This window comes from Candidatus Electronema sp. TJ, from assembly GCF_048287355.1.
In the GTDB taxonomy this organism is placed as follows: Bacteria; Desulfobacterota; Desulfobulbia; order Desulfobulbales; family Desulfobulbaceae; genus Electronema.
Map to the genome: position 1 here is coordinate 1 of NZ_JBLWEP010000061.1, position 4,440 is coordinate 4,440.

At 63.8% G+C, this 4,440-nt stretch carries 4 protein-coding genes; 1 reads left to right on the forward strand and 3 read right to left on the reverse strand.

Annotated features, from left to right (window positions below):
• Positions 1 to 194 precede the first annotated feature (194 nt).
• On the reverse strand, positions 195 to 1,085 hold the full coding sequence (locus ACNKID_RS06185) for a sulfite exporter TauE/SafE family protein (protein ID WP_417912562.1): 891 nt from the start codon (positions 1,083 to 1,085) through the stop codon (positions 195 to 197).
• A 101-nt stretch (positions 1,086 to 1,186) separates the two neighbouring features.
• Between ACNKID_RS06185 and ACNKID_RS06190 the strand changes: the two genes are divergently transcribed.
• Positions 1,187 to 1,846, forward strand: coding sequence for a precorrin-2 dehydrogenase/sirohydrochlorin ferrochelatase family protein (locus ACNKID_RS06190; RefSeq protein ID WP_417912563.1), 660 nt, complete (start codon positions 1,187 to 1,189; stop codon positions 1,844 to 1,846).
• Between the two features lie 68 nt (positions 1,847 to 1,914).
• Here the strand turns inward: ACNKID_RS06190 and ACNKID_RS06195 are convergent, their stop codons facing one another.
• Positions 1,915 to 3,342 (reverse strand): sugar transferase, encoded by a 1,428-nt coding sequence (locus ACNKID_RS06195; RefSeq protein WP_417912564.1) that lies wholly within the window; start codon positions 3,340 to 3,342, stop codon positions 1,915 to 1,917.
• A gap of 3 nt (positions 3,343 to 3,345) precedes the next feature.
• Entirely contained in the window at positions 3,346 to 4,281 is a 936-nt protein-coding gene (locus tag ACNKID_RS06200; RefSeq protein ID WP_417912565.1) for a glycosyltransferase family 2 protein, read from the reverse strand.
• Positions 4,282 to 4,440 lie beyond the last annotated feature (159 nt).

Genomic DNA, 4,440 nt, shown 5'->3' on the forward strand with positions numbered 1-4,440 from the left:
TAGGGGCAGGCGCAAGATCTCCCCAGCTCGTATGATGGCAGCTAACCACCACATCTCGAAAGATACAAGGGGCAGGCCCCTACGAGACAGACAATCTGGCGCAGGGCAAGGGAAACATGTTATACTACTCCACCTGTATAATGACAGCGCAGGGCGTTCGGCCGCAGCAGGTGGCGGCCAGCCTCCTTGCCGCATCACAGGAGATAATTGCAGGCGGCGGCGAACAGAAAGAAGCAGAGCAGTGCCTTGACGGCTTTCACTGGCAGATGTTTCTGGCAGCGTGCGCCGCAGTACATGCCGCAGAAACCGCCGATGCCGAAAAGGATGCCAAGCTGCCAGTCCGGGGCGACTGACATGCCGGGATAGAATCTGGCAAGCAGCTGGTAGATGAAGACACCGGCAACTGAGGTGATGAAGGTGCCCAGCAGCGAGGCCCCGGCCACAGCATGAACCGGCAGATGCAGGAAGGTGACAATGAACGGGGTGATGATCGCGCCGCCGCCGATGCCGTAAATGCCGCCGACTATGCCGACAGCAAAGGCCAGCAGCACGATCTGCGGCACAGAGAAGGAGAACTTCTCCCCTGCGAAGCTGAATTCCCCAGTGCGCAGGGAGAGCCTGCTTTCCGTGACGACAAAGTCCGCCTGCCGTGGCTGCGGCACTGTCTTGCTTGTCAGGAGATCGGCCAGCAGCTTGCCGCCTATGCCCAGCAGCACCAGCCCGGCAAAGAGCTTGAAGCTGCGCGGATCAGGAAGATATTCCAGCCGCGCCCAGGCCCCGATCAGCACGCCCGGCAGCGTGCCGACAACCACCGCCGCTGTCAGCGGCCAGGTCATGCGCCGCTCTCTGGCGTAACGCCACACGCCGCTGGGAATGGCGATGACATTGAAAAGCTGATTGGTGCCGCTGACTGAAGGTGCGGTGTAATGCAGCACGCTCATCTGAAAGGGCAGCAGCAGGAACGCGCCGGACAGCCCGCCCATGGAGGCCAGAAAGGACACGGCAAAGGCAGTCAGCGGAGGCAGGAAGATCCACGTCCGCACGCCGGAGGCCGGGAAGGTGACATATAAAAGATCAGCCAGCATAAGGAGCGACGCAGCAGCATGAAGATTGACAGGAGCAGGCGGACAGGGGCCGCCGTTGAAATCGCTATAACATGCCGCAGCAGGCAAGTAAAGCTGTTTTCATGTACCCGCTTTCTCTGAATATCAGCGGCCAGCTCTGCATCGTTGTCGGCGGCGGCAAGGTGGCGGAGCGCAAGACGCTCTCCCTGCTGGAGGCAGGCGCACGGGTGCGGCTGATCAGCCCGCAGCTCACGGCAAGGCTGCATGAGCTGTCCGCTGCCGACGAGCTTGACTGGCAGGCCCGCCGCTTTCAGCCGGGTGATTTACGCGGGGCGTTGCTGGTCTTTGCGGCCACGGACAGCGCGGCGGTCAACGAGACCGTGGCGCAGGAGGCCAAGGCGGCGGGCATCTTGGCCAATGTGGCGGACGCGCCGGAGCTGTGCGGCTTTCAGGTTCCGGCGGTTGCACGGCAGGGTGATCTGAGCATCGCGGTCTCGACCAACGGCAAAAGTCCGGCCTTGGCGGCCCGGATCAGAAAGCGGCTGGAGGCGGACTACGGCCCGGAATACGCTGTCCTGCTGGAGCTGCTGGGCCGAATCCGTGAACGGACGCTGGCGGAGGAGAGGGACGGGCAGACGCGAAAAAGCCTGTTTGAGCAGCTGCCGCACGAGGAGATGCTGCTGTGGATCAAAACCGGCCAAGAGGAGCGGCTGCGGGCGGTTCTGGAGCTGGACTGCGGCCTCAGGCCGCCGGGGAAGCGAAGCGGCTGTTCAGCAGACTGAAGGGATTCCGCCGCAGGTTCTGGTCACAGCTTGGGTTTATTGTGCTGCGGACAGCGGCAAGGGCATCTTCAGTACGCGCCCTTGCCGCTGAACATGCAGCCGACGGTCTTGATGATGATCTTCAGGTCGCCGACAAGGGAGTGGTTGAGCACGTACCAGTCGTCCAGCTCGATCCGCTCCTGATAGTTCTCGGCATCGCTGCGCCTGCTCACCTGCCACAGGCCGGTGATGCCCGGCTTCATGGAGACGTAGCGGCCCGCGCTCGGCCCGCCGCTGCCCTTGTAGTATTCCTCCAGCTCCCTGCCGACGATGGGCCGCGCCCCGACCACGCTCATCTCGCCCTTGAGCACGTTGATGAACTGCGGGAACTCGTCCAGACTGGTGCGGCGGAGGAAGCGGCCCACGCGGGTGATGCGCGGGTCTTTCTTCAGCTTGAAGGTGGTGCGCCACTCCTCGGCCAAGGCGGGATCAGCGGCCAGCAGCTCGTGCAGCTTCCGCTCCGCGTCCACCACCATCGTGCGGAACTTGAGGCAGCCGAATTCCCTGCCCATCGCGGTGATCCTCCTGTGCCGGTAGATCACCGGCCCTCTGCTGTCTAACTTGATCAGCAGCATGATCAGGAGCATCAGCGGCGCGGTGAGCAGGAGAATGGCAAGGGAGAAGACGATGTCGAAGACGCGCTTCCAGCTGTGGTCCGGGTTGAAGCTGAGGACGAGCGTGTCGCCGATGGACTGGATCTCGGCGTGGTGCAGGCCGAAGATGTAGAGATCCGGCACAAGGTAGAGCTGCGCGCCGAGGTCGCGGCACTCGCGCAGGAGCCAGAAGATCTTGCGCTCCGCCCGCATGGGCAGGGCGATGTAGACGTAGTCAATGTCGTTGACCATCAGGTACTCGCGCAGGTCGCGGATCCTGCCAAGCAGCGGCTTGTTCACGGCAAGGTGGCCCTTCTGATCGAGCTTGTCGTCAAAGAAGCCGACCACCTCAATGCCCGCCCAGGGAATGGCTTCAGTCTGCTGGGCCATGCGCACGCCCAGCTCGCCCGCGCCGACGATCACCGCATGGCGGATGTTCCTGCCCCGCGCCCGGTAATGCCGCATCACCTGCCGCACCGCCAGATGCGAGAGAAAGAGCAGCAGCGGCGTGGTCAGCGACCAGATGATAAAGACCACGCGCGAGTAGCCGTCTGAGACCTTGAAGGCGAAAAAGTAGAAGAGGAGGAAGCCGACCACCGCCGCCCAAGCTCTCAGGATGACGAAGAACTCCAAGTAGAGCTTCCAGCCGCGCCAGGAGCGGTAGAGCTGGAAGTAGTGGAAGCTGACAAAGCTGGCGGCGAAGACGACAAGCTCCAGCCAGGTGTAGTAGCGGCTCCACGGCACCTTGTAGAGCAGCGTCAGCAGGGCCAAGTGGCCGCAGACCAGCAGGCAGTCGAGGATGTGGAGCAGCTTGTAAATGGAGGACGTGCGCTGGCGCAGGTTCCAGGACAGGACGGGCACCATGAGTCAGCTGTTCCAGCCCTGCCAGCTAGGGTTCATGCTCAGGCGGCGCGTCCAGCCGCGCGGGAGGAGCCGCTGCCGCCTGCCGAGCTGATAGGCGATGAACTTGCCCGCGTTACGGAGCAACCATTCCGGCAGGAGCCGGTATTGCTTCTGGGCCAGAATCAGGGCCAGCTCGGAGCGCACGTACTGCCTGCCCGCGCCGCCGGGGCCGCCGAAGCGCAGCATCAGCTCCTGCTGCCCGTCGTGAAAAACGCCAATGTCGAAGTAACGCCGCATGTCCTGCCGGAGGGTGTAGTTGTGCGAGTGCCGGACCAGGGCCTCGCTGACATACAAGACATCATACCCCTTGGCCAGCAGCTTTGCCAAGGCCAAGCTGTCCTCGCCGAAGAGCTGCCGCTGCGGAAACCAGCCCTGCTCCGCCAGCGGCCCTCTGCGCCAGGCGGCGAAGGAGTTGGAGATGAAGGCCGTCCTGAAGCCGAAGGCCGCGCCGTCCCGGCTGCTGCGCCGCTGCGTCCGGGCGGGATAATTGAAGAGGCGGAGATGCTCGCTGAACAGCGTCGCGTCCGAATGCGGCAGCTGCCTGCCGTAGGTCGCGGCCAGCCGCGCGTCGTCCTGCAAGGGGCGGACAAGCAGCTCCAGCGCGTCGTCAGCCGCAGGCACTGCGTCCTGGGTCATGCAGATAAGAATCTCACCCGCAGTCTGCTGCGCGGCCCAGGTGCGGGTGCCGCCGTGGTCGAAGTCCTGCTGCGGAATTTGCAGCAGGCGGAGGCGGGGATTGCCCGCCTGATGCCGCAGGATTGTCTCCAGCGTGCCGTCAGTGGAGCCGGAATCAACGAGCAGGATTTCCTCCGGCATGAGCGTCTGCCGGGCCAGCGCGGTCAGCAGCTCGTCCAAGCGTCTGCCGCCGTTCCAAGTGGGGATGATGAGGGAGACGGTCATCTCAGATCTTCAGCCAGCGGACTGCGGCATATTTCAGCAAGGCCCAGAGCATGTAGGGCGAGGGATGGCGGCGGTAGAGCAGCACCTCGTTGCTAGCCGCTGTCAGGCGCAGCCAGGCGGGCATGGCTTTGCGGTTCTGCTGCCAGCCCCGGCAGTGAT

Excerpts from the sequence above, each read along its gene's own strand:
- ACNKID_RS06190 (WP_417912563.1), top strand. The coding sequence starts at position 1,187 with ATGTACCCGCTTTCTCTGAATATCAGCGGCCAGCTCTGCATCGTTGTC.
- ACNKID_RS06195 (WP_417912564.1), bottom strand. The coding sequence starts at position 3,342 with ATGGTGCCCGTCCTGTCCTGGAACCTGCGCCAGCGCACGTCCTCCATT.
- ACNKID_RS06185 (WP_417912562.1), bottom strand. The coding sequence starts at position 1,085 with ATGCTGGCTGATCTTTTATATGTCACCTTCCCGGCCTCCGGCGTGCGG.
- ACNKID_RS06200 (WP_417912565.1), bottom strand. The coding sequence starts at position 4,281 with ATGACCGTCTCCCTCATCATCCCCACTTGGAACGGCGGCAGACGCTTG.